At 38.7% G+C, this 25,534-nt stretch carries 25 protein-coding genes and 2 tRNA genes; 4 read left to right on the top strand and 23 right to left on the bottom strand.

The genetic code is table 11. The features are described 5' to 3' along the window. Positions 1-185 precede the first annotated feature (185 nt). Together FC85_RS10620 and FC85_RS10615 are read right to left on the bottom strand one after the other, a co-directional pair. The gene (locus tag FC85_RS10620; RefSeq protein WP_057865508.1) at positions 186-923 is read right to left on the bottom strand and encodes an SDR family NAD(P)-dependent oxidoreductase; all 738 of its coding nucleotides are present in this window, start codon (positions 921-923) and stop codon (positions 186-188) included. Positions 924-1,047: 124 nt separating this feature from the next. Beyond that, positions 1,048-1,118, bottom strand: a tRNA-Gly gene (locus FC85_RS10615). Between the two features lie 126 nt (positions 1,119-1,244). On the opposite strand from FC85_RS10615, the gene FC85_RS10610 reads away from it, so the two are divergent. Further along, on the top strand, positions 1,245-1,583 hold the full coding sequence (locus FC85_RS10610; RefSeq protein WP_057865507.1) for a YisL family protein: 339 nt from the start codon (positions 1,245-1,247) through the stop codon (positions 1,581-1,583). 157 nt (positions 1,584-1,740) lie between these two features. On the opposite strand, the gene FC85_RS10605 is transcribed toward FC85_RS10610, so the two are convergent. The 4 genes from FC85_RS10605 to asnB are packed head-to-tail and all read right to left on the bottom strand — an operon-like array spanning position 1,741 to position 7,177. Next, the gene (locus tag FC85_RS10605; RefSeq protein ID WP_057865506.1) at positions 1,741-2,463 is read right to left on the bottom strand and encodes an aspartate/glutamate racemase family protein; all 723 of its coding nucleotides are present in this window, start codon (positions 2,461-2,463) and stop codon (positions 1,741-1,743) included. Positions 2,464-2,476: 13 nt separating this feature from the next. After that, positions 2,477-3,727: a carboxylate--amine ligase gene (locus FC85_RS10600; RefSeq protein WP_057865505.1), complete on the bottom strand. Its 1,251-nt coding sequence runs from the start codon at positions 3,725-3,727 to the stop codon at positions 2,477-2,479. Between the two features lie 4 nt (positions 3,728-3,731). After that, positions 3,732-5,267 (bottom strand): UDP-N-acetylmuramoyl-L-alanyl-D-glutamate--2,6-diaminopimelate ligase, encoded by a 1,536-nt coding sequence (locus tag FC85_RS10595; RefSeq protein ID WP_057865504.1) that lies wholly within the window; start codon positions 5,265-5,267, stop codon positions 3,732-3,734. Positions 5,268-5,296: 29 nt separating this feature from the next. After that, positions 5,297-7,177: an asparagine synthase (glutamine-hydrolyzing) gene (gene asnB / locus FC85_RS10590; RefSeq protein WP_057865503.1), complete on the bottom strand. Its 1,881-nt coding sequence runs from the start codon at positions 7,175-7,177 to the stop codon at positions 5,297-5,299. 219 nt (positions 7,178-7,396) lie between these two features. Here asnB and FC85_RS10585 point away from each other — a divergent pair, with 219 nt between their 5' ends. Beyond that, positions 7,397-7,645 (top strand): hypothetical protein, encoded by a 249-nt coding sequence (locus tag FC85_RS10585; protein WP_057865502.1) that lies wholly within the window; start codon positions 7,397-7,399, stop codon positions 7,643-7,645. A gap of 205 nt (positions 7,646-7,850) precedes the next feature. On the opposite strand, the gene FC85_RS10580 is transcribed toward FC85_RS10585, so the two are convergent. From FC85_RS10580 to FC85_RS10555, 6 genes are all read right to left on the bottom strand, one after another. Beyond that, a complete protein-coding gene (locus FC85_RS10580; protein ID WP_057865501.1) occupies positions 7,851-8,882 on the bottom strand; it encodes a uroporphyrinogen decarboxylase family protein in 1,032 nt (343 codons plus the stop codon). Next, positions 8,879-9,583, bottom strand: coding sequence for an amino acid ABC transporter permease (locus FC85_RS10575; protein ID WP_057865500.1), 705 nt, complete (start codon positions 9,581-9,583; stop codon positions 8,879-8,881). Before FC85_RS10575 ends, FC85_RS10580 begins: the two co-directional genes overlap by 4 nt. Further along, positions 9,580-10,290 (bottom strand): amino acid ABC transporter permease, encoded by a 711-nt coding sequence (locus FC85_RS10570; protein WP_057865499.1) that lies wholly within the window; start codon positions 10,288-10,290, stop codon positions 9,580-9,582. The genes FC85_RS10575 and FC85_RS10570 overlap by 4 nt, the downstream gene beginning before the upstream one ends. Before the next feature lie 64 nt (positions 10,291-10,354). Then, a complete protein-coding gene (locus tag FC85_RS10565) occupies positions 10,355-11,176 on the bottom strand; it encodes a transporter substrate-binding domain-containing protein (RefSeq protein WP_057865498.1) in 822 nt (273 codons plus the stop codon). 5 nt (positions 11,177-11,181) lie between these two features. Next, on the bottom strand, positions 11,182-11,964 hold the full coding sequence (locus tag FC85_RS10560; RefSeq protein ID WP_057865497.1) for an amino acid ABC transporter ATP-binding protein: 783 nt from the start codon (positions 11,962-11,964) through the stop codon (positions 11,182-11,184). A gap of 582 nt (positions 11,965-12,546) precedes the next feature. Beyond that, complete coding sequence (locus FC85_RS10555) at positions 12,547-12,993, bottom strand: universal stress protein (RefSeq protein WP_057865496.1); 447 nt, start codon at positions 12,991-12,993, stop codon at positions 12,547-12,549. Positions 12,994-13,206: 213 nt separating this feature from the next. Between FC85_RS10555 and FC85_RS10550 the strand changes: the two genes are divergently transcribed. Further along, complete coding sequence (locus FC85_RS10550; RefSeq protein ID WP_057865495.1) at positions 13,207-13,809, top strand: DUF3862 domain-containing protein; 603 nt, start codon at positions 13,207-13,209, stop codon at positions 13,807-13,809. Between the two features lie 561 nt (positions 13,810-14,370). Here the strand turns inward: FC85_RS10550 and FC85_RS10545 are convergent. Further along, positions 14,371-14,454, bottom strand: a tRNA-Leu gene (locus FC85_RS10545). A gap of 21 nt (positions 14,455-14,475) precedes the next feature. Further along, positions 14,476-15,174, bottom strand: coding sequence for a DUF2238 domain-containing protein (locus FC85_RS10540; RefSeq protein ID WP_057865666.1), 699 nt, complete (start codon positions 15,172-15,174; stop codon positions 14,476-14,478). A 131-nt stretch (positions 15,175-15,305) separates the two neighbouring features. Between FC85_RS10540 and FC85_RS10535 the strand changes: the two genes are divergently transcribed. Continuing rightward, positions 15,306-15,767, top strand: a complete 462-nt coding sequence (locus FC85_RS10535; RefSeq protein ID WP_057865494.1) for a MarR family winged helix-turn-helix transcriptional regulator — start codon at positions 15,306-15,308, stop codon at positions 15,765-15,767. Between the two features lie 360 nt (positions 15,768-16,127). Here FC85_RS10535 and FC85_RS10530 read toward each other — a convergent pair whose 3' ends face one another. From FC85_RS10530 to FC85_RS10490, 9 genes are all read right to left on the bottom strand, one after another. Next, positions 16,128-16,883 carry a serine hydrolase gene (locus FC85_RS10530; protein WP_057865493.1) on the bottom strand — a complete coding sequence of 252 codons (756 nt, stop codon included), beginning with the start codon at positions 16,881-16,883 and terminating at the stop codon, positions 16,128-16,130. After that, positions 16,883-17,773, bottom strand: coding sequence for a C40 family peptidase (locus FC85_RS10525; protein WP_057865492.1), 891 nt, complete (start codon positions 17,771-17,773; stop codon positions 16,883-16,885). The genes FC85_RS10530 and FC85_RS10525 overlap by 1 nt, the downstream gene beginning before the upstream one ends. A 144-nt stretch (positions 17,774-17,917) precedes the next feature. Continuing rightward, entirely contained in the window at positions 17,918-18,997 is a 1,080-nt protein-coding gene (locus tag FC85_RS10520) for a dipeptide epimerase (protein WP_057865491.1), read from the bottom strand. An 11-nt stretch (positions 18,998-19,008) separates the two neighbouring features. Then, the gene (locus tag FC85_RS10515) at positions 19,009-20,628 is read right to left on the bottom strand and encodes a peptide ABC transporter substrate-binding protein (protein WP_057865490.1); all 1,620 of its coding nucleotides are present in this window, start codon (positions 20,626-20,628) and stop codon (positions 19,009-19,011) included. 128 nt (positions 20,629-20,756) lie between these two features. Then, the gene (locus FC85_RS10510; RefSeq protein WP_057865489.1) at positions 20,757-21,308 is read right to left on the bottom strand and encodes a C39 family peptidase; all 552 of its coding nucleotides are present in this window, start codon (positions 21,306-21,308) and stop codon (positions 20,757-20,759) included. Then, complete coding sequence (locus FC85_RS10505; protein ID WP_057865488.1) at positions 21,305-22,414, bottom strand: DmpA family aminopeptidase; 1,110 nt, start codon at positions 22,412-22,414, stop codon at positions 21,305-21,307. Before FC85_RS10505 ends, FC85_RS10510 begins: the two co-directional genes overlap by 4 nt. A gap of 75 nt (positions 22,415-22,489) precedes the next feature. Further along, positions 22,490-23,200: a CPBP family intramembrane glutamic endopeptidase gene (locus FC85_RS10500; protein WP_057865487.1), complete on the bottom strand. Its 711-nt coding sequence runs from the start codon at positions 23,198-23,200 to the stop codon at positions 22,490-22,492. A gap of 110 nt (positions 23,201-23,310) precedes the next feature. Continuing rightward, complete coding sequence (locus tag FC85_RS10495) at positions 23,311-25,188, bottom strand: S53 family peptidase (protein WP_057865486.1); 1,878 nt, start codon at positions 25,186-25,188, stop codon at positions 23,311-23,313. A gap of 20 nt (positions 25,189-25,208) precedes the next feature. Continuing rightward, on the bottom strand, positions 25,209-25,478 hold the full coding sequence (locus tag FC85_RS10490) for a hypothetical protein (protein ID WP_057865485.1): 270 nt from the start codon (positions 25,476-25,478) through the stop codon (positions 25,209-25,211). Between the last annotated feature and the right edge of the window lie 56 nt (positions 25,479-25,534).

Raw genomic sequence — 25,534 nt, 5'->3', positions numbered from 1 at the left:
TATTAAATTAGCATTCTAAAAAGCACGCTTCGTTGACTAATTAGTCCGGCTTCCACCCCTCCGAACTCGCTGAATAATTAGTGACCAACTACTTCTCTTTTATTATTGAATAATCATAACGTAACAAATGTATGATACCTTGCTAGCCTGCGATATGTCAACACTTATCGTCTAAATCTTATCAATTACCAAGGCAACTTACCCGCATTTTCAGAAAAAGTCCCTGTTACTTCACTATCCAGATCACGCGCTAGTGAAACAATTCTAGCAGCACCTTGCTGAACCGTTTGAGTTCCGCCAAAACGACCGCCAAAATCAGTGGCCGTATATCCAGGATTAACCGCATTAACCGTAATTCCTACATGTGCTAATGTTTTACTAAACGTAATCGTTGCTGAGTTAACAGCCGCTTTTGAAGCTTGATAACCTAGTGAACTAACATTATAAAATTGAGATGTCGGATCACTGGCAAGGTCTAGGGAACCCATGTTGCTTGAAACATTAATAATCTTTGCGTGATCAGCTTTCAGCAATAGTGGCACCATTGCTTGGGTGACTTGGATCAGGCCAAAGAAATTGACATCGAAGTCCCTTCTAATCGTTTCAATACTCATTGTCAGCGCCGACTCATGGTGGTCAAACGCCACTCCGGCATTGTTAATTAAAATATTAAGATAACCAAACTGGTTGCGGATGCGGTCGGCAACAGCTCTTATTGAGGCTGCTGATGTCACATCAAGAATCATCAAGTCAGACTTAATTCTTTGCTGATGAAGTCGCTTCACGGCCCGAAACCCGCGCGACTTATCTCGTGAGCCCACTAAAATATGCTGACCCAGCCGCCCTAATTCCATTGCAGTTTCAAAACCAATTCCCTTATCGGCACCAGTAATTAGTGTCAAAACAGATTGTTTTTCCGGCAATCAAATTCACCTCATTTTGTTAAATATATAAAAAGATCTAAAACAAATTTTATTATCTGTCTTAGATCTTATAACAAACGCGGATGATCCACCAATATTTACTAATTGGATGACCAAGTATTTAAGCGGGTAACGGGAATCGGACCCGCGACGCAAGCTTGGGAAGCTTGAATTTTACCACTAAACTATACCCGCACAACAGAAATAATTATATCACGAGAATCTGTTCTTGTCATAATGTTTTGAAATATCTAAAGAATTCGCCAAACAATTGCTTTTTTTGCCTAAATTCATAATACTAAAGGTAAAGGGGTGATCTGAATGTGGGTCGCATTAAATTACGCTTGTTGGGGCATTTTATTTATTAATTTCATTTGGGGGTTAACCCGATCCATCAAAAAGCATGTTATTGATTCAATGATGATTTCACGATTATTTTATTGGGTAATTGTCATCAGCCAAGTCGTCATCGACCTTCGTTCATTTCAACGTCATCCACTATTGGTTATCATTGGCGGCTTAATCACTCTAAGCATTATTGCTTTAGCAGAGACCGCTTATGGCCGGAAGCAAGATACCAACTACACACCAAAGTTGTTATGGTTCCTTATAGTAGGCGTGCCAATAGCTGCAATGGTTCAAACATTAGTTAATTTTTAAAGCGTACATGACAAAGTGCCAAATAAACTAATTAAGAAGACTGGTTATCTGGATTTTCCTTGCTTAACTAAATAGCTACACGAAAAAAGCTGAGATATTTGATCTCAGCTTTTTTCTGTCTCAGCAAACAATTCTGGCTATTCAAAATCAGACCTGCTTAGACATGTTTACTTTTCTGACGATTCTTCATCGCCAACTCGATTGATCGATCAGCCAAAACTGTTTGGGCATCAATGACTGGATAAGAATGATCACCAGCTCGTTGTTGGGCAACCGACAATTCAGTGCATCCCAGAACAACAATATCGCAGTGAAACCCATCAACCATTTCAGATAAGATGTGATGATAGAGCTCACCATCAACAACGTTCTTTTCTTTAATATCATCATAAATTAATGACATTGTCTCATCAGCAACTTCACGGGTCGGCTTAAACAATTCATAACCAGCATCAATAATCTCTTGATCATAAATACCATCTTCAAGTGTTCCCTTAGTCGCAATTAAACCAACCTTGCGTGCATTTGGTGCGTAGCCCTTGATAGCTTTAATCGTTTCCTGGGGCATATTCAAAATGGGAATTGTGGTTAACGCCTGCAACTGAGCTAAAAAATAATGAGCTGTATTACAAGGAATCGCAAAGAAGTCGGGTGCCAGTTTGCTTTGCTGCTTAATGTCTTCAGCCAGTGGTTCGAATGGATTAGGCTTGGTATGATCCAAAATATAATCGGTTCGGTCTGGAACCGTTGCATGATTAACCAATATATAATTCAAGTAATCTTGATCCTTATTGGCATGTGTCCGTTCATTCAGGATATGAATAAACGTTTCAGTTGCTTCGGTACCCATGCCACCAATGATAGTGAAAAAGTCTTTCATTCTAAATCAGTCCTTATTTTGTGACAAAATAGCGTTTAAAGTTCTTGGCATAATTATGCATCATCCATTTATATAAGGCAAACCGCTTCAGATTTTTATCTTTACCATACCAAAAAGTATCGCCAAACCGCCCCTCTTTAATGAGTTGCATGGCATGTTGTTTAACATCATTCGTCTTGGCATATTTTTCAAAAATTCGGGGTGTGACACCAAGCCATAAGAAATAGTTGCTTTGATCTTTATTCGCATAAAGCGTCGGTTGATCTTTCAGAGAATCGAAGACATAATCTTGGACAACCCAGTCAGCTAGTTTATATCCATTTAAAGTTACAAAGAAACTGCTCCGTCCAGTCCGCAAATTGATTTCAAAGAGTTTATAGGAATCATCACGAGTATCAAATTTAATATCAAAATTAGCATACCCGGTAAAGTTGATTTCTTCTAGGAATTTTTGAACTCGATTATAAATATCCTGGTTGAACTCAGGAATAATTGCAACATAATTTCCGATCGCTGAAGGTGCCGGGTCCTCAAGTAACGGATGACCAAGACACATTAACTTTACCTTATGGGATCGATCAACGTAAACATTGAGGGTTCGCATATTGCTGTCGTCACCAGGAATAAAGTCTTGAAGAATAAAGTCGGACGTATAGCCATTGCCATAACTTTTAGCAACAATGTCCTTGAATTCGGCTTCACTTTTAATGATGAACGCCTTTTTCCGACCATCGAAATGAATATCCAGCCATTCGACACTATTAGCCGGCTTCAAAGCAACTGGGTAACCAAATGGCTGCTCAATTGGATCACCAGATTCATACATTGCCTTGCTGATAATTTTCGTTTTGGGGTAAGGCAAATCATACTGATCACACATCTTGTAAAAATTCTCTTTATCATTCAAACGTTTGATTAAGTCGTAATCAACATATGGACAAACAAAGACGTCGGATAGTTCCGCCTTGTGTTTTGAAATCAATTCCGCATAACCATCCCCACAACCAATCAAAATCACCGGTTCTTTATGGCCTGCATACCGTTGTTTGATCTTCATCATTTCGTTAATCCAAGTCGGATCCTCACTAAATCCCGGAATTAATTCAAGATCAACAATTTTTGTATATCGGGTTGGTGCCAAACTAACTTGAGCAAATGCTTTAACCGGTTTCCCATAAACATCGTACAAAGAGCGTGCCATTCCGTATACGTTAAAATCACTACCTAATAAAACAGGAGTGAAATTAGCTTGTTCATTTTTCATAGATTCAAAGTCCCTTCACTAGATTTGCCACAATTGACGCATCCCCTTCAAAAGGAATATTCTTGCCATTAATCTTTTGAAAAGCATCATGGCCTTTACCGGCGATCACAATGACATCGCCCTTTTGGCTTTCATTCACGGCTTTAGTAATCGCCGTTTTCCGATCAGCAATATAACTTACAGAAACTTTGTCCCGGTCAATGTGAGTCGCAATTTCCTGAGCAATGACTTTAGGATCCTCAGTGGCCGGATCATCAGTAGTTAAATAAGCGACATTGGCTGACTCATTGATTGCTTTACCTAAACCGGAGCGCCGATCAATTCCCTTGTCACCCGTACTACCAGTTAAAACAACTACCTTACCGCTTGGTGATTGCTTCTTCAAGAAGTCGAGCACAGCATGCAGACTGCCATAATTATGAGCATAGTCAACATAAATGGTGCCATGCGTTCTAGTTCGATAAATCTCCATTCGGCCAGGAACAGTTGTATGGGCAAGGCCATATTTTATATCATCTTTACCGGCGTGCATGAGCCCACTGGTAATTGCTGCCGCAACACCATTACCTTCATTATAATCCCCAGGAATTCCAATTTCGTAAACTCCGTCAATATCCAACTGCTTTGCCTTCTCACTGACCGCCTTTAACTCAATTTTATTATTGGTTAAAGAATCAGCAAGTGAGCGATACTGAAAATCAAGCGGAAATTCAGTAGCAGTTTGTGCTTTTTGACGACCATAAATATAAATATTTTCCGGTTGTGTCGTTGCCTTAGCTGCATAGTAAATATCTTTCAAATGAGTCCCATCAGCATTCAGAATGCAACGATCGGAGTTTACCAGTAGCTGTTCCTTGCAGTGTAAATAGTCAGCAAACGTTGGATGTTCATTGCGACCAATATGATCCGGTGAGATATTCAAAAAGACTCCAACATCATAATGGAGATTATAAACTCGGTTTTTCTTATACGCCTGAGACGAAACTTCCATGACTAAATGTGACATGCCGTTTTTAACAACGGCAGCCATGTTGGTAAATAGGTCCAGTGACTCTGGTGTTGTTAAACTTGATTTAACCACGTCAGACTTCGCCGGTCCCACAACCGTATTAATCGTCGAAAACAACCCGACCCGTTTATTATAAGTTCTGTCTAAAATTGCCTTAGTGAAGTATGCTGATGTCGTCTTTCCCTTAGTTCCAGTGTATGCAATGGTTGGCAAATTATTTTGTGGAAACCCAAAAAATGCCGCACTAATGAGCGACATTGATTTTTGGATATTCTTAACAATGATGCCTGGAATCTGAACATTGTCGTAACGGGTTTCTGACATGTATCCCGTCGCGCCGTGTTTTTGAGCATCCATTAAATATTCTGGTCGAAAATTTCCCTTGCAAAAGAATAAGCACCGATCAGAAACAACTTGGGAATTATAAGCAATTTGTTCAAAACTTAAACGAGGGTCGTTAAATTGACTTTCAATCAATAAATGATGTTCATTGAGAAGTAATAGGACTTCATCAACTGTAATTTCTGCCAATCTAAGCACCTTCCATTTCCTCGAAAATTCTAAATTTGAGTCCGATGTACCAAACTAACCGTATCCTCAGTCGTGTCCTCTGGGAAGTAAACTTGATACCAAAGAATAAATGTATAAATCGTAAAGATTTTTTGCATATTAGACTTGCCTTCAGCATGTTGCTTTAATAAATAGTCCAATTCGCTGGTATTAAAGAATTTCTTACCAGTATCTGAATGAAAGGCTTTTACGATTCGTTCGTGATACTTGGGGTCATTAATCCAACTAGCAATTGGTGATGGGAAGCCCAGCTTTTCTTTCAAAGCCGTTTTCTTTGGTAATTCACTTTCAGCAGCGGTTCGTAACGAAATTTTAGTCTCATCTTTAGTAATTCGGGTCTTAACAGGCATTGTCGCCGCAAAGGCAGCCACATCCTTGTCAACTAGTGGTGTTCGCACTTCAAGAGAATTACACATGCTCATTCGATCAGCCTTATGCAAAATATCATATGGCAGCCAAGTGTTAATATCGAAATATTGCATTTGGGTCATTTCATCTTTATCAGCAACATCATCAAAAATGTGCTTTGTGTAAGTACCGGAATCAACGTTGAGTGAAGGATCTTTCAATACTTTATTTCGGTCATCATAATTAAAGACGTAATTGACCCGATAATAGCGTTCACTCAACGGCTCAGCACCCCTGACCAAGAAACGCTTACCATGGAATCGTGGTAGATGACGGGCAATTCCTGCTAGTCCCTTACGAACTGGCTTTGGCACATACTTTTGGTACCGATCAAACGGAATGGATTCCAAGTAAGTATTATAACCGCCAAAGAATTCATCAGCCCCCTCACCCGACAAAGCAACCTTCACATGTTTCGAAGTCTCTTTAGATAGGAAATAAAGTTGAATTGCTGCTGGATTTGAAAGCGGTTCATCCATGTAATACATCATAGTTGGCAAGAAATTAAAGTAATCATCCCCATCCATATAAATTGGGGTATTCTTTTGCTTGATTTCTTTGGCGAATTGAGTTGACCAAGCCAACTCACTATACTTGGAATGATGAAAACCAATTGAAAACGACTGAATTGGTTTTAATTTTGCGGCTTCGTTTAGAACGTAGCTGGAATCAATCCCGCTTGATAGAAAGCTACCAACTTCAACATCGGCAATCATATGGGCTTTAACTGAATCATCAACAATTTTCCGAATCTTCTCAGCATCACCCTGAACCGTTTGGCTATTGTCAATATGGTCGTAGTTAAACTTAAAGTAACGATGGGTTTCAGTCTGACCATTCTTATGAAGGAAATACTGGCCCGGTAACAGCTTATAAACATTCTTGAACATCGTTTCCCGTGAAGGAATAAATTCGAAACTCAGATGAATCGGCAACAGCTTCAGGTTTAATTGCTTTTTGAAATTTGGATGCTCCAAGAAAGCTTTAATTTCAGATCCCCAAAGGAATGTATCACCATCATCATAATAGTAGAGTGGCTTGATTCCAAAGTGATCACGGGCACCAAAAACCTCATTGTTCTTTTTATCGTAAATTACGAAGGCAAACATCCCTCGTAATTTTTGAAGAAGATCGGGACCCCATTCTTCATAACCATAGATCAAAACTTCAGAATCAACATCAGTCTTGAATTTATAGCCAAGATCACGAAGCTCCTCACGAATTTCTTTATAATTGTAAATTTCACCATTAAATGTTAGGACTTTTGTCTGGTCAGCATTATACATTGGCTGACCACCATGGGCTAAATCAATGATAGAAAGTCGTCGAAATCCCATTTTAACATTGTCATCAGAAAAGTAAGCTTCGTCATCGGGGCCACGATGCTTAATTCTATCTGCCATGTCACTAATTGTATTTTCAGGAACATCTTTTTGGTTAACATAACCAACAAATCCGCACATAATTTATTCCCCTTTTATTAAATCTATCTTTGTTAGCCTTTAACATCGAACATAACGGCTTTTATTTTATCAGATAACGACTAGACCTACCAGTACTATAAAGCTTTCTTAAAAAACAGCAGCCACCGGAAAACTAAATGTTATCGAATTTCATTTTACCACCCTTTTAAGTTATAATTAAAATAAGAGCATGAAATAGAATTGAAGGGAGCGAGATTTATGGATGAAGTCGTATTTTTTAACCCGGGGGATTCAATTGGTAATTTTCACGATCATAACGAAGCAGTAAAAACTGCTCAGATTTATAAGGAAAAGCAAGACGAAAACAAACGGGTGCTAGTTGTTCACGGCGTTGATAACAAGAATTTTGATATTTTCTTCGCAGACGATGTCATTAGTCATACAAACGAACAACAGGCTGCTCAACAAAAGAACGAAAAACCATATCGCATTTCGGATCGAATTTAGTATCGTGTAAGTTGTCCCGGAAACTTTGACGAACAACTTACACATCATCATTTAACGCGTGTGGGGAATCACATTGCTAAAGAAGTCCTGTAAAACCAGTCTCAAGGCTGATCTTACAGGACTTCTTTTGGTCAAATGACCCACTCGAATATTTTCAATTGCATCAAAATCGTATCATTCAGCTATCTAAAATACTTTAAATTAATCAAACACTCTCTCTGGCCGTTGAGAATCCCACTGCAGATCGTAATGCATAAATATTTGCATCGGGTACTTCTTGACTGGCAACGCATCCCGGACCAATGATCAGCCCTTTCCCATTCACTTCATCAATCGCTTCTTGAACGTGTTTTTCAACTTCATTAACGGATCCAGTCACTAGAATACTTGGTCGGCTGCCGGTTTCAACATCCTCGTAAGGTAATTCATGAAGGCCACCAATCAGTGCTTTATTTGTCTGTTGCCGTGCCTCCTTTAATGAAGGAGCTACTGAACGATCATGCCAATTCAATGCTTGAACCGGATAATCAGCAATCAAGTCAAAATAAGTATGATCACCATGAATATGAGCAACATTAAACCATGTCTTATCCTTAAATGCATTAAGGACTTTTAAATCATAAGGCCGACCAAATTCCAAATATTCCTCTCTGGTAAATAAATTGGCAGTTGCTGTTTGAGTTGCATAAAAGAAACCATCAACACCCGCATTAATATTTTCATTAATAAAATTAATTGTTGTTTCAGTTAAGGCTTCCAAGGCCTGTTTAACTTCATCTGGATGTTCTTTAATATCCAACACTAACCGATTACCAGCTAATTTTAAAGCATTCGTAAGTGGATTGAAAATTGTCTGAATAAATGGTAATTGCCCTTGTGAGAATTCACGAACATACTTTGCCAGTTCGACCTGTTTCCCATAGGTCCCATAATTGCCAGGTAAAGGTTCAACCTTCTGCCAATCACTATAATGATTAATCCCAGGTTTACTCAAAACAGCCGGATGATCTCGTTGCGCATAATATTTAATCTCGGCACCATAATCTTCGACCGCATAGAGGCCAAATGGCATTAATTTGATAAAATCAAAGTCATACTGTTGCGCAAATTCGACTTGCTTTCTGGCTAAGGATTTTGGATTTTGATCATATTCCGGTAAATGAGCCCATAAATTAACTGGGACCCGGTCAACTGGTTGAAAATTTAAAGCTGCTTTAATTCGTTCATAATGATTCATGCCAACACACTCCTATCATATCGACGTAAATAGTGTTCAACTTTTGAAAAGATTAACGTTAAAACAACACATAAGATCCAATAAACAATGGCGGCCGCACAAAACGCTTCAATATAACGGTCATTAGCTGCCGTCTCCAACTTGGCTTTTGCAAAAATATCAACTACGGACACCAGAAAAGCTAATGATAACTGACGAATCAGAAGCGTATAATAATTCAAGATTTTGGGAAGAGCTTCACTTAACGCTTGTGGCAGCCAAACTGCGAAAAAGCGCTGAGTCCCCGTATACCCCAATGCAGATGCCGCTTCCAGTTGATCCGTACCAACTGACTTAAAGGATCCACGAATAATTTCAGCTAAGAAACTTGCCGAATATAACGTGTAACTAACAATGACCGCATAAATGGGATTCAATTGATTGGTGCTAACCCCCCAATTAAATTGATCACTAAGAGCCTTAATCACTATCGGTAGACCGTAATAAAAAATCAATAAATGAATTAGCAACGGAACACCTCTGAAATAAGAAGAAAAGGCATGATATAGAAACTTAATCGCTGTGTGCCTAGACTCTTGAATCTGCCAAAAGAGACTTCCAAGCAGCGTTGCTAAAATTAAAATCAAAAATGACAATCCAAGTGTCTGAGGGACCACTTTCCAAATCGTCCAGAAATCGCCAACAAAAATATGTGAGCTCATATTGTCCCTCCCTCTAAATCACTTTGCTTGTATCGATCAACATACCTTTCAATGCTATGAACAACGGCCGTGATAACAATCGTTAATCCCCAATAAATCATCCCAGCACAGAAATAAGTCAGCAGCGGTGATGAGGTGTAATCCGTTGTGATAATCATATCCGCCTGCCCCATTAAATCGACAGTTCCTAAAACAAACAGAATGGATGACTGATGAACTAAATTAATGACTTCATTTCCCAGTGATGGTAGCGCAATTGAGAACATCTGCGGCACAATAACATGAAAATTCGTCTGAAATTTGGTATATCCCAACCCATAGGCCGCATCATGCTGCTCTTTTCGAACAGATAAATATGCTGGCCTGAGGATCTCAGACAAATAGGAACCATAGTAAATTGAAAACGTGATAATACAGAAGATCATTTTATTGACATCATTTAGGTCAACGCCGATCAGCGTTTGAACAAGCGCTGGCAATCCGTAATAGACCAAAAACAGCTGCAAAACAATTGGAATGCTTCTAGTGAAGGAAACCAAAACGTCTAGAGGATATCTCAACCATCTCCGCGGACTTAATCGACCGGCAGTCACCAATACCGATAAACTAAATCCAATAATCCACGAAGAAATAATGAAGCCGAGGGTAATTGGCAACCCTGTTAACAACTGTTTAAAAAGGCCAATTACGTCACTAAAATTATGCATATGCTCACCTGACTTTTAATTCATTGCTTTTTTATTGACGACTTAATAAATTTAATTTTGAAGCTTAATTTTCCTTAACTTTGTACTGAAAGACATCCTCGCCGAAATACTTCTTTGAAAGTTTGCTCAACGTGCCATCCTTTTTTAATTCCTTTAATGCTTTATCAACCCGCTTAGAGATTGCTGTATTGTCCTTGGTGAATAAGAAATAAGTTGGAAATGCACGAACAGGTTCTGAACTCCTAATATTATTAAGTTTCAAACCAGAAATGATTTCGTTTTCGCCTAAATTAGAAGGATCAATTAACGCATCATACTTACCACTATTAACATCTTTTAGAAGTTGTTGTAATGGGAATTGATCGCTGGTCAAAACTTTTACTTTCTTAGAGTTGGTTTTGTTCCATGTGGTTAACAAGTTATACATACCACCATTGGGATTGACTGGAGCAACGCGGAGACCGGATAAGTCATCCAAGTTTTTGATTGATTTTTTGACCTTATTCTTGTTGTAGTAGACCTTCACTAAACTAAGTCCGTCATTTTGCTTAGGTACCAAATATTTTTTCTGACGCTCAGGGTTGCTATAAAAACCATTGGCGGCAAAATCATATTTCTTGGAATCAAGGCCGATTAGTTCAGCCGTCTGGGAAACTGCACTGTAATTGAATTTAACATTACCAAGTTTCTTTTCCACTGCCTTTAAAACATCAACTTCATAACCTTTTAACTTGCCATTTTCTTGATAGCTTAACGGTTTACTGGCTGTTGAAACGGCAACATCATATGTTTTCTTACTTTGACCTGATGATTTACCACAAGCTGTCAAAAAGAGTGCGATTAATAAGATTGGGAGAATTGCTAAAATTCGATGTGTCTTCTTCATAATTGTTAAACCACCTTAAACTTTTTTATTTGTGCAGAATAAATTGGTGCTTGACGAACGCGATAGTTTTCAAGGAATCTTGCGGTCCGCTCATTCGCCGGATGATGAAAGATTTCAGCCGGTGTACCGTCTTCAACAACATTGCCGTTTTCCATAAAAACAACCTGATTTGAAATTTCTTCTGCAAACTGCATTTCATGAGTTGCCAGTACAATCGTAATCCCCAGATCTGCTACCTTGTGAATAGCATTCAACACTTCACGCGAAAGCTCCGGATCCAGGGCACTGGTTGGTTCATCGAATAAAATTACCTTGGGATCAAGTGCCAGTGCTCTTGCAATACTGACCCGTTGCTGCTGACCACCAGATAACTGTGATGGATAATACTTTTGATAATCCTGCATACCAACCTCTTGTAAAAATGTTTCAGCACGTTGCTTAGCCACTTGCTTATTAGTCCGTTTAACAAGTACCTGTGGTTGAACCACATTTTGAAGGACAGTTTGATTTCGAAAAAGATTGTATTGCTGAAAAACCATCGCGGTTTTACGTCGAAGTGTCAATATATCATTTTTATTCTTGATTGGAATTTGAACCCGGACACCATCAATTTCAATCGTGCCCTGATCAGGTTCCTCAAGTAGATTAATGCACCTGAGTAACGTGGTCTTTCCCGTACCACTGGGACCGATTAATGTGACAACATTTCCAGTCTCTGCGTGTAAATTAATACCATTCAAAACTGTCCGATTATTGAATTGTTTATGGACATTTGTAATTTCGATCATTTTGTAACCTCCTTTTTTGTTATGTAAAGTAATCACGATTTTTTCAAAAAATTGTCATCTAAACCAATTTTTAAGAATAAAAAAAGTCCCTTTACCCACATTAAAATGCAGGTAAAGGGACGATTATTATCGTGTTACCACCTTTGTTCGTCTAGTAATTTATTAATCCACACACTTACTAAACCTCAACAGCTCGTGTTCAAGCTTGGGATGATAACGCATCCTTGCGATTCAATAGCAACGTACCTTGAATATGCTCTGGGCTCATCTTCATCGGACTTTCAAACATCTTGATCTCATCATCCAAGACTTTCTGTAATGTTACTAATCCGGTTACTCTTCCCATCAACACAAATAATATTAAAAACAAATGATATATTGATTAGAAATGATAATAACCCGATTTATGAGGCTTGTCAATTATTTTTTTATCATTTTTTAACATAGCACTTAATCCAAAAATCATTTTACGCTTATAATCCGGTTCCAATCCCTGAGCTAAAACGATAAAAAGGACCAGGGCAAGTTTTATGTCCTGATCCACTCTCAAGTTTTTAATTCAGCTTCAAATTTTAATCTTTCCTAATCTGAATCTTTTGCGTTAACAACTAATACCTTACGAGTTGCATTACGAACAACATAAGCCGTTGTCGAACCAATGAGTAATCGGTTCAGTGCATCAACACCGGATTTACCAATGACGATCAGATCAATGTCGTGTTGGCCTGGATAAATATGGGCAATAATATTTTTGGGGTTCCCAATATCTACTGACGTTTCGTATTTGACACCTTGAGCCTCAACATATTTCTTAGCTTCATCAATAATCTTATTGGCCATTGCCTTTTGATCATCATACATCCGTGGTGGCATTCCGGCAGCACCAGTCCCATAATAAAAATTCGTATTATTGATAACCGTCACTAAACTTAATGTCGAGTCAAATTGCTTAGCCAGAGTGACAGCTTCCTGTAACGCCTGTCGTGAATTATTACTACCATCGAGTGGAACAAGAATGTTTTTATACATTGTGATCATCCTTTCTTGAAAGCGCCAACATTGTTACTACTAATATCATAATGCAACGTTTATGATTAAAATGCAAAAAATATGCCCAAGGATATATTTTAAATCACAAGCGTAATTAATCATCAAGGGCTGTTGGACTTCCGGTAGTAATTACGGGGCATTTAACTTATAATGTATTTTGTGTGATTAATATTTTATTGGGAGAGATATAACATGTTTATGAAAAAGTCAGTTGTATTAGCGGTAACAGTCTTAGCAAGTTTGTCACTTGCTGCTTGTGGGAATTCGAGTAAATCGAAGAGCGGCAGTAACAAAACTTCAAGTAGTCAAACACAAGATCTTAGCAAGAACATTACATTAGCCAATTATAAAAAAATTAAGGTTGGCATTATGACTGGCCAAGGTGGCGCAACAGAAAGCTCGGTCAAAGCAAAATTTGGTACTCCTAGTAGCAAGTCTAAAGCGTCAAAAACAGAGATTGTCCAATACTCATGGTCAAAGGTTGACCCTTCATTTAAAGTTGCTGATGTCACTATCCATGCCATTGATGGCAAAGTTGTTGGAAAAGCGTATGATGCTAAAAAAACTAGCGGCATGAAGATCACTTCCAAAAGCAGACTTGCCGGGATCAAAAAAGGTGACTCCTATAATGCCACGCTAAAGACGCTTGGAACACCAAACGGCGAATCAATTATGGGGGCGGGGAAAAACTCCCTACAACAATTAACATATGCCACTGATAAAAATGGTAATGCTGTGACATTTTCATTTAACCAGAATAAATTAAATGCAAAAACAACTGCAACAATCAATTAACAACTAATTATTAATTAACCAAAGTGAGCTAAGAAGCGGTTAGCTCACTCAAAAAATATAAGCCCTTTTAACCTGATATTCCCGATTTTGGAATGTTAAGTTAGGGGGGCTTATATTTTTTGAGGGGGCTGCCTGCTGACCCACGTTTTTCTACTAATTAAAAAAGTTCGGTGATATATTCTGGGCTTGAAGATTTGGATAATTCGGTGACACAACCGGAAATTGCCTTTTGTCCCGCAGTTTTCTCGATAATAATTGTGTTCACACTAATAGGGGCCAGGCAAAGTAATTATTGACTCACCCCATTTTTTAGCATAATCCTTATGATCACTGAATGAGGAACATTTTCTATCCAGCTCTGGATTCAATTATGCTGTTATAAAGTTAGGCCGGAATAAATCACCTTGATCCCAACCACATTCTTATCGATTAAAAACTAGCATAATAAATCACAAGTTAATTAACATTGTCCATTAACTTGATAATTCTTAGTAGCTATCAAAAAAGGCTCCTGTAATCGCAGTAATTACGGGGCCCTTTCTTTTAATATGTTCTTTTTTATGCCCCAAGCAGGATTCGAACCTGTACTTGATCTCTCAAACAGCGACCTGAACGCTGCGCGTCTGCCAGTTCCGCCATTGGGGCAACAACATATTATATTTTACACTAAAAGTAGAGACTTGAAAAGATATTTTGACGTTTTGACTTAAATACCAGATAACGACCACTATTAGGATTATTTTTCATCATCAAATAGCCAATCAATGCCATTAAGAAAGCACCAATCAAATCGGCAATTAAGTCAGTCATCGTATCCATCAGGGCGGCACGACCAACTAACATCCGGCCAGCTTGCTCGTATCGTTGCAAATTAAGACCGCCCAAACCATCCGCCGTGAATTCATACATTTCCCAGAAGACGCCACAGGTTGCGCCAAAAGTAAATGCAAACAGACTCACCAAAAATGGCTGGGTTCTAGAGTTTTGACGAGAATCTAATAATCCCTGAAAAATTGAAAAGCCCAATCCAGCCAACATCATTGCTGAAAGAACATGTTCATACTTGTCCCAAAAAAGAATGCTATAGAATTGAAGACCGGAACCAAGGAAAATCGACATATAAAGAAAAATATAGAAAAAAATCAGTTCAACTTGTGGAAAATAAAAACGACCAAGTTTTTCAATTAGAAACGGTAACACTGCAATACCAATTCCTACTGCAACCTCAATTAATAGCATCAACTGACCATGGAATTTGGGAGATCCTTGCAAATACCAATAACCAAAATAGCCAAGGTAGCCAAGCATCGAAATTAAGGTAACAATAAATAACCATGTACTAATTCTTAATTTACTAAGTTTAATCAATTTAAATCCCCTTTTACTGGAACAAAATAACGTATTGTTCGCAATTAAATTGCTCCATATTATTTTTCTTGATTTTGTTTCCAAATACTTTACAATAACATTATACACTACTTGCAGGAGTTGAAATTATGCCCAATACACAACCACCAATCCAATTAAATTCTCAACTGTGTTTTCAACTTTACACAGCCAATAAAAAATTTAATAAATTTTATCAAGATGCCCTAAGTCCTTTCAGTTTGACATATCCACAGTATATTGCGATGTTGACATTGTGGCAATATGCACCATTATCAGTCAAAGAACTTGGAAACCATCTTCACCTTGATAGCGGTACATTAACCCCACTGTTAAAACGATTAGAAAGTCACAATTGGATCAAGCGAGAGCGAAGTCACAAAGATGAAAGAACGGTCATTATTCAGCTAACCCACATGGCTGTTACGAATCGTGACAGTGTATTTAAACGAGTTAGCAATTGCTTCAAAGTTTTAAATTTAACTCCGCAAGAGAAAGCTGCTTGTTCGGAAACAATTGCAACAATTGAAGCCCACCTTGATCACTATAATGAACAACACAATGCAAATTAACCAACTTTGATCTATTTAATTCTAATTTAAATAGTTTTCCTTATCCATTATATTATCAATATATTAACAACAACGCGGCGGAGACAAAAGTAATTTTGTCCCGCCTCGTTTTGTGTAGTCACGATTATTACCGAGCAAAAAAACGCGGGACAAGAGGCAACTTCCTACCATGTCACTGAATTATCCAAATATTCAAGTTCAGAATATCTCGTTAAGCTTTTTACTTGGAAGAAAAACGTGGGCCAGCAAGCAGACCCCAAAATATAGGCCCCTAACTTAAACATTCCAAAATCAGGAATATCAAGTTAGGGAGCCGATATTTTGGAGCCTAGCCGCTTGCTGGTCCACTCTGTTATTTTTTTATGGTTTCGAAATGATAAAGTCAAAAATTAATTGTCCAATTTGGTTAAACAACCTCAGTGCATCCATTCGCCTCTTGAATTTTGAAGTTAGCAAAGCGACATCTACCACGTTATTGTTATATACAAATCTTGCAACATCATGATCGATTTGAACCCCTTCACCGGTTTTGTTGAAGACTGTCACTTGGTCAGTAAGTTCGTCAAAGTTTCCGGGTAACTTGTACCGAGACTGTTGGTTCGCAAACCAACTGGAAACCAATGTGGAATGTTTTAATGCAGTCTGAAGTAATCGAACAGCTTCAACAGCAGATGTCAGATTATCACGGCCAGTTTGTAAAGCATTTGTATCCATCAAATATCGATTAAGTCGGGTTCCCTCAAACTGATGATTAACTAGATATTCGTTGATTGTATCCATTCCAAAATGATCAATGATCACATTACTTGCCGCATTATCAGACACACTAATCATTAATGCTAATAAATCTTGCAACGTCCAAGTTGATCTTGTCATTAACTGGAGAATACCGGCGCCGCCAGCGAGACGGTTCGGATCAATCCGAATATTCTGTTTTAAATCGGGACGCAGTTCTATGACTGCATTCAAAATAGCCAATTTAATTAACGATGCAGACGGAAATATTTGATTCGCATTCTTTTCAAAAATAGTTTCACCATTTAACTGAATCAAGATACCAGTGTGTGTCGTCGTTTGACTCAATAATTCAGTCATTTTATGATCAAGGTTCTGCATCAACGCCAATATCTCCTAAATCCTGCAAATTCTGAAGCAAACTTAGGTTCCGTCAAACTTGCAATATCAATTTTTGCACCAGGAGTCCGCGATTCGATCATTTTACCATCACCAATGTACATTCCCACATGATGCACATACCCGGTTCCGTGATCATATGCGAAGAATACTAAGTCTCCTGGCAGAATTTCTTCTGGCGAGAGAGGCAATCCACCATCACGCTGGTCATCAGCATCACGCGGAATATCAAACCCTAAAACGCGATGCAACGTATAAGCAAATCCTGAACAATCGAACCCATATGAACTAATCCCAGCCCAGAGATAGCGCATCCCTAGAAATTGGCGCCCCATCTCAACCATTGTTTCACCTGCATTCGCACCGGCAAACGGCAAAACAGCGGCAGCTTCATCAATGTATCCCTTTCCCAACGGTGTCACCACTTCGATGAATTTATCATCACTGCCGATCTGAGGTAACACTGTTCCTAAGCTCAATTCAAGAATCGGATTTTTGGTTGTATCATACAGTATGGCGTTTTTAACAGCAATCCTCACCGTTGCCGTAATTGGCGGATAGGCCACTTGCTGATCGCTCAATAATTTGATTGGTACCCATCCTGGATACCCCCTAGAGTCAGAATCATCTTTCTGACTTGCAACATACACCTTTGCCCAGTCACCATCAAAGTGATCGATAATTAATTCGTCATTGAAAAGTGCTTGAGTTTCAAGTAAATCATTTTCGCTTAAATCCACCGATTGCTGATCCGTCATTTGGGCAACCCATTTTTTTACATCACCATCAACTGCCGATTGATCAACAGATCTTGGTGAATTTTTTGATTTCCAGATAGTTGCTACAGGTACCTTTACACGTCTTGTTTCCATCTGGGCACCTCCATTCGTTTTTTATTATAATACCACGATTCCAACATTTCATAAACGATTACTACTTTTTAGTAAGTGACAAAATAATAAAAAGTGGTTCACTGTGACAAGTCACAACGAATCACTCATTAGAATAACATTACTTTAAGATTGAAAACCTAAACCTGCACGATGAGGTAGACTAATTTGATTTCGTTTATTAACCAACCCACCGCTAATTGGATTGCTCGAAAACATCATTGAGGCATCCAAATCCACGTATCGGACATTTTGTTTTGCAGCTGCAAGATTAGCAGCTGCAGTGACTGAAACCGAAGATTCAATCATACTACCAACCATACACGGGATTCCAGCCGCTTCAGCTAAGGTATTGATCTTCAACACGTTATCAATTCCGCCGGCTTTCATTAACTTAAGATTAATTAAATCACATCCACGCATATTGATTAACCGTTGCGCATCCGTAACTGAAAAAATACTCTCGTCAGCCATAATCATTGTTGTCGTATTAGCAGTCACAAATGCCAGACCATCAAAATCTGCTGCCCTAACTGGTTGTTCCACAAACTGGATATCTAATCCAAGGGTTTTCATTCGATTAATAGCTGCAACAGCTTGTTTAGGATGCCATCCTTGATTTGCATCTAAACGAAGCTTAATTTGAGGTCCAACAGCCTTTCTGATTGCAGAAACCTTAGCAACATCGTTGGCTTCAGAATCATCACCAACTTTTAATTTCAACGTGGTAAACCCTTGAGCCACTAAATCATTGGCTTGGCCAATCATATCATCAATTGAGCCCACGCTAACCGTATAATCAGTCAAGATCTGATCAGCATTCCCGCCCAACAGTTGATAGAGTGGAATGCCGTAGTGTTGGGAGATTAAATCATTAACTGCAATATTTAAAGCAGCTTTAGGACTTGAATTATGCACCATTGATTGATCAATGATTGCTTTGATGTCTTCTGAACGACTTAACGCTTTACCAATCAGTTTGGGACCAATCACATGATTAATTGCTTCAGAAATACTAGCTAAAGTGTCACCGGTAATTACAGGGGTCGGCGCCGCTTCACCAAAACCAACGTAGCCCATGCTGTCACTAATTTGAACAATCAGGGTTTGAGCTGTTGTCACAGTTCTTAACGCAGTCTTGAACGGTCGTTTAAGCGGAGCTGAGGCCGTTTGAACTTCAATTCGAGTAATTGTTGGTTCTTCCAAAACACAGCCTCCTATTTAACGTAGGCGTTCTTAAAGTTATAGTTAGCGCCTGCAGTATTATAAACGACACCCTTAACTTTGGAACTAATCAACCATTGTTCACCTGATTGATACAATGGAATAATTGCCTGATTATTCAAGGCGACATTTTGTGCCTTCACCATGTCGTCCCATCGGGCGTCTGCGTTGCTACCATCATCATCGTTGCTAGCCTTGATTAATTTATCGTAAGTCGCATTCTTCCAACGAGAAATATTACTTGGGTTGGTCGACGTTAAAATGTTAAGGAACGTAATTGGATCAGAGAAGTCGGCAAACCAGTTGGCCACGGTTGCTTGGAACTGATGATCAGCCTGTCGTGAAAGGATAACTCTTCCAGGAATGTTATTCAACGAAACCGTCAACCCAGGTAATTTTTGTAATGCACTTTGCAAATATTCACTCAATTGCTTCTGGTCATAAGTATCAGAATTCAGCAAAGTAAAATGTAAGGATGATCGACCAATTTCTTGTAATCCTTGACGGAATAACTGCTTGGCTTTCGTTGGGTTATAGCTCATTGAGGCCGGTGCAGTAACATCTTTGGTAAAGTCAGTCCCGTCCTTTGGTGAAACAGCTAATCCTTTCGAAACAAAACTATCGTTATCAATAGCGCCACCGCCAACAACCTTGCTAGCCATCATCTTTCGATTGATGATCATTGACATTGCTTGGCGAATTTTCAAATTTTGGAAAGCTTTGTTCTTTAAATTAAACGCGATGTAATAATTTGAAGATTGTCGTCTTGAAACTAAATCTTTTTTCTTGCCCATTTGTTTGGCTTGTGTTGCTGAGAGTTGTGCCATATCAAGTTTCTTTTGATTATATAGGTTCAACCCAGTTGCAGGATCTTTCACAACTTGAAATTTAATATCATCAAGCTTAACGTTCTTTTTATCCCAATATGAAGAATTTTTGGCAAGTGTCCAGGTCAAATTTGTCCCCGTCCACTTCTTAAGAACAAACGGACCATTGTAAACTTGAGTCTTTGAGGAAGTTCCGTAGTCACTACCGTACTTTTTAACTGTCTTAGAGTCTTGTGGGAAGAATACTGGGAATCCCATCAAAAGTTTAAAGTAAGGAATTCGCTGTTCCAAAGTCACTGTCAATTTATACTTGCCATCAGCCTTAATTCCCAGCGATGAAACTGCAGCTTTTTTGTTTTGAATTTTATCGGCATTCTTAATTCCAGAGAATAAGTAACCATACTGAGAAGCTGTCTTAGGATTCAAAGTCCGTCGCCAAGAATAAACAAAATCTTGAGCTGTTACCGGATCACCATTGCTCCATTTTGCATTTTTCCTCAAATTAAAGGTGTAAGTTTTCCCATCCTTTGAAACTTGAGATGAAGTGGCAATCCCAGGCTCAACCTTACTATCCTTGCCCAATCGGAAAAGACCTTCATCAACATTGTTCAAAACATTAAATGTCCCAACAGCTGTGGTTTTAGAAGGATCAACCGTCGTCAATTCAGTATCAGTTGATGTCGTAATCGTTTTCTTTTGCTGACTGGACTTCTGTCCACAGCCAACAAGAATCAATGAAATGCTTGCAACCCCCGCCAATACCGTAAATCTACGTGATAAATGCATCATAAATCACTCCTCAATTTGTATGTAAGATTTTTAACAAACCAAACTTAGTTTCTAATTTAGCATAAAATTATAAAAAAAACAGGCCTTTACTAATAATTTTTAGCAGACCTGGTAAGAAAAAGTGATTATTTTTGGATTGTAACCGCCATCCGTCGGGAATTATAGATCGTTTCGAATTTATTCCTATCCAACCAATATTTTCCATCAATTGGGTCACTAACATGAACGCGGTCAGAATCAATGCCATCTAATAAAACAGCGTGATTATTCGTTGGTACTTTCCCAAACGGATATTGTTCCCATTTAGGGTCCTCAAAATGAACCGTGACATAAACTAGTACCGGACTGCCCTCTTTGAGAGACTGGTATAACCACCAAGGAGCCGCGCCACTTAAATTTATTAATGAACCATATCGAGATCCCCATTGCATTAATGGCGTCACAAAAATTGCTTCAAATTTTCCGATCTGATTTTTAAACGGTGACCCACCGAATCCACGATAAGGATTACCATCCGCGCTAATTGGCATATCAAGTAGAAATTGACCATAATTAATCATTTCTGCCCGTTTTTGGAAATGAAGGCCCTCTAATAAACTGGCAGCCTCGCAGCCATTGATTGCACCCCAAGCATTTTGATTAATATTCTCAGCACCAAGTAAAATCAAGCCCTTCATTGCACCACCCCAAGTTGTGTCAAAACCCGCTCAACCATTTCAGTATAATCAGGTTGTTCTTGAACTAATTTATTTGCCGCATCAACTAATCCCAATCGCAACCGTCCCTTACGATCAACAACCGATTTGGCATGAACCATCGAGCTTAAGATTGCTTCGTCAACACTGGCGGCAACGGCTCTAAAAAATAAATCAATATGATTATCATTGAATCGATCAATTGTGTCAAAATCATCATCAGCAAAATGATTAACTAAATTAGCTGTTGAAAACGCGTAAACAATTTCACCGCTTCCATTGCCGATATATCCGCCACTTCGATTAATACCGACAGTTGCCCGTTTAGCCAATCGTTTGAGCTGACGGGAATTAAGCGGCGCGTCGGTTGCCAAAACTGTAATAATGGATCCTTTTTCTTCTTTTTTCTTATCAGCAGCCAGCATTTTAGCCAACGGTTTACCAATTGGGATACCATTTACAATAAAATCGTCAAGAAAACCATAGTTTGTCATCACTAATGAGCCAACAGTGTAGGTGTGGGTATCGTCAACTTTAACAAGCCGGGATGAAGAACCAATTCCACCCTTCAAGTCATAGCACATCATACCTCGACCACTGCCCACGGCACCCTCTTCAAAAGTGGTTTCCGTGGTTTTTAAGGCTGCCATAACATCTGCTTCGGTAATTCTCATCGCCCGAATATTTGAAACATCGCCATCATTACACTCAGCCACAATTGGATTAACTGTGCTGGTTGTGTCCCCAATTTCCGGATTTTGATCCAACATATGTTTGGTCAGCGCATTAATAGCTGTGCCCACACCAAAAGTATTAGTTAAAATAATTGGGGTTTCAATCGTCCCCAACTCATCAATCTGCACTAAGCCAACACTTTTGCCGAAACCATTAATCACATAGGATGCAGCTGGAACCTTTTCTCGAAAAATATTACCTTGGTGTGGCAAGATTGCTGTCACACCAGTGTGTACATCACCCTCATCAATTGTGATTTGACCTACCTTAACGCCAGCAACATCTGTAATTAGGTTATTAGGTCCTTTTGTACCGTCTGAAAGATCATTGATTAGCTTTACTGATAGTCCCATAGTTGTTCACCTCAAAAAATTATTTGAATTGTTTAACAATTATTTTTTTCAAAATTAAGTGAATTTAATCTTTGATTACTGGCCAATTGTAAAAATAGAGATCGCCATCATCCCCATCGCAAACAAATTATTTAGGAAATGAAGCCCAATTGAGACTTTTATATTATCAGTTCGAACATATAAATATGCCAAAATCATTCCCAGTAACGCGTATGTTACAAAACTAATGACGTTTAAATCTTCCATATGCATAGTTGAAAATAATACGCCACTTACAATAACAGGCAGTATTCGACTTGACTTGTTGAAAAATGCACCAATCAGAAATCCACGAAAAACCAGTTCCTCCAAAATTGGAGAGAAGAATACAGCTGTAATCCCCATTAAGATCATTGTAAGGTGATTAGTTGTCATAAGTTGACTGATAATTTCATTGTTCGAAGTCGATGAAACATGATAGATCACTTGATTAAGAAGGCCTAAAATAACTTCAATCACTAAAAATGAGATCCATGACAAAACGATCCATTTAACATTTTGCCAAGTCAATGCCCTTTTCGCAGGATGAACGTATTTATTATAAATTATTAATGCAATCCAAATAAATATTGCAAAAATGATTAAGTAAAGCGCCCCAAATATATAATTTGCCTTTGTCGAAAAACCACCTTTTGCAATGAACAAAAGGGGTAATTGGACAATTGACACCATGACAACTAATCCAACAAAAATTAAAATTCTTTCAAAATAGTCACCCGCTGTCAGTTTTTGGGAATTATTATTCATGATTTTATTCTCCTCAATCTGAATTTTCCAAGTTGTTAAATTGATAATTGAAAAAATACCTCAAAACGAACGCAACTAAATATGCGATTATCTTAAGAACAACGTATCAGTTATCCATTAAAAGCATTATTCAATTTCGTAAAGTCTACCGTTCCTAAACCAGTTGCCTGATTATATAGTTTGCCGGGTTGACCCGTATAATACAAATTCGTATTGTTGGTTCGGCTATCCAACACTGTAAAGGGCGTATCATGGCTGGCAGCAAATCGGTAAATTTGTGGATTCCAAAAGCCAAGTCGACCAGCCGAATTATCCGACATTAAGACACTGGTTGCCGCAATTTGGGGAGCAACAATACTAGTTCCACCCGAAATTTCCCATTCACCCTTGTCTGCAGCATTATGTTTCGGGGTGACAAACATCGTATAACCAGTTGCGGGATCAGCATTGGCAGAAATATCAGGGACATTACGTCCTTGCTGTTTACCACTAATTTCAACCGGTGTGCTTAGCTGCTTAGGCTGACCATTTTTATTAAATGACCAGAGTTTTGTTGCTTCGTAGGTTCCAACTCCGCTGAAGCCCTTCTGGTACTTTGGCGTGTCATTATACTTACTAAATCCACCACCGCCACCAGTGAAGTAACTGTCAATCATGTCCATTGTGTTAAAAAACTTTTGATGATCATAGTTGGGGTAAAGAAATTCTGATCCCCAGGCACGCTCTTTTGAAACTGTCACTTTGTTTCCGTTTACTGTGTAAGTTTTAGGCAACGTTGTCCCACCGACAGACGTGACATACGGAGAATTAGAAGGGGTATCAACTGATAATCCCTTCGTCAATCCCGTTGAGATACCATCGTAGGCGCCGTTATCACCGGCTGCCGTAAAGACACTCATTCCCTGCGCAGCCGCCTGCTCAAACAGCAAATTTAGAATCTGATTATATTTAGCTGGCGTAATGCCCTGTTTGATTTCATACGCAACCTGAGCTTCACTTTGCCCCCAAGAAATTGATAATGCATCAGCTATGTTTTGACCAACTGCTGCAGCCAACGAGTTCACCATACCAGTGATATTTGACCTACCGATGTATGTCCGAATATTCGCATCCGGCGCGATTGCACCTGCTTGTTCAACATCCATTGTTGTTTCATCATAACCATCCCATGTCCCGGCATATTCATTTGTCCGATAAACACTTAACCGGTTTTGCTTAACAGTAATTCCTTGACCTGCCCAATATTTATAAGCATCACTGGGATGATAGTTAGCAAACGTGATAATACCGATTGTCTTGTTTCGACCTGTTGAACCATTGGCATAGAGTGATGACAAACTATAGCGGTTAACAAACTTTTGTGGGGAGTAACGAGGTGAGATGCCAGAACTACCCGACGTTTCTGCTAACTTATGAAATAATGCTGGTGAAAATGTTCGTTTGGTATTTGAAAAGGGCGAATAATTTGAGAGTCCCATAATTGCGTAAACTGCCCTATTCAGTGTTTTCGGAACCCGAGCTGTCCCTATCGCCTTTTGGTACTTGAGACTTCCCTTAGTCACGTTGACCAAGTTGACTTTAAAAGCCTTTTCAATATTTTTAGTTGTTCCCGTCACCGACATTATCAGGTTTCCTCGATAGACGGTTGTCTTTAAGTGATTCTTGTTTAAATAAACCCGGAGTTTTTTAATATTTGTCGCATTTTGACCAAATTGAGCGGCGAACTGCTTGGCACTTACAAATTTCCGGTAATTAATATTTCCAGGGTCAACACTGTCATAAACAAAATCATCCAGGTTTTGCTGACTCTTGGGTTTCATAACAATATCGACCAACTGCTGCTTAGAATTTGCAACCTGAGTTGTTTTTGCTTTCGTTGCCCTAGCCTTAGCATCAACACTTGAAGTTAATAGGTTTGATCCACCAACAACAAGTGACAAAAGGACTGCAGCCGAAATCAATATTTTTCTAAGCATGTCTTTTTTCATAAACTTCTCCTTCGTTCAAACTATTTTTTCTGATCCTTAGATTGACTCGTTTGTTGAGTAACCTCGTAATTATCATCTTCATCCCAGTCTTTCCAATCACCCTTGGGATTATCCGATTTTAATAAGAATACCAGTAAGGGTGTAATCATCAACCGTAACAAAATCATTGCACCAATCCAGATTGCAATAAATGCAATGGAAGACCAGCTAAAAGTTTGTGTAATGTAAAATGTTGCTGATAAAACAAGGATGATAATGGCGCCGATTAGAATAATATTTTTCTTTTTCAATTTCTATTCACCTTTGGAATTTCTTGTTCTATATTATCATACTCACAAATCAGACG

The organism is Lentilactobacillus diolivorans DSM 14421, from assembly GCF_001434255.1.
Classification (GTDB): Bacteria; Bacillota; Bacilli; order Lactobacillales; family Lactobacillaceae; genus Lentilactobacillus; species Lentilactobacillus diolivorans.
This window is presented reverse-complemented; position numbering and strand designations above follow the sequence as displayed.